Source organism: Cupriavidus sp. SIMBA_020 (assembly GCF_046535395.1).
GTDB classification, from domain to species: Bacteria; Pseudomonadota; Gammaproteobacteria; order Burkholderiales; family Burkholderiaceae; genus Cupriavidus; species Cupriavidus campinensis.
In genome coordinates this window covers 1-234 of record NZ_JAWRWU010001721.1, presented here as the reverse complement: position 1 = coordinate 234, position 234 = coordinate 1, and the positions used below count along the sequence as shown (strand labels likewise).

The window sequence follows — 234 nt, the reverse complement described above, 5'->3', positions numbered from 1 at the left end:
CTTCGTGAACACCGACGCCGGCGGCTGCTGCCACACCGGCGCACCGTTCGGCAGCAGATGCGGACGCGGGTCGTTGAAGCCGCGCACGCCGCGCAGCCCGCCGAAGTAGTGATCGAACGAGCGGTTTTCCTGCATGAAGATCACGACGTGTTCGACGTCGCGAATCGTGCCGGTGCGATACGCGGCCGGCATGGCCAGTGCGTTGCGGATCGCGGGCGGGAAGCCGGCGTAGGC

The 234-nt window shown here is 68.4% G+C and carries 1 protein-coding gene; it reads right to left on the bottom strand.

Annotated features, from left to right (window positions below; genetic code table 11):
* Positions 1-234 (bottom strand): alkaline phosphatase family protein (locus tag SB751_RS35495; RefSeq protein ID WP_410749673.1); only part of this gene is annotated, 234 nt, incomplete at both ends.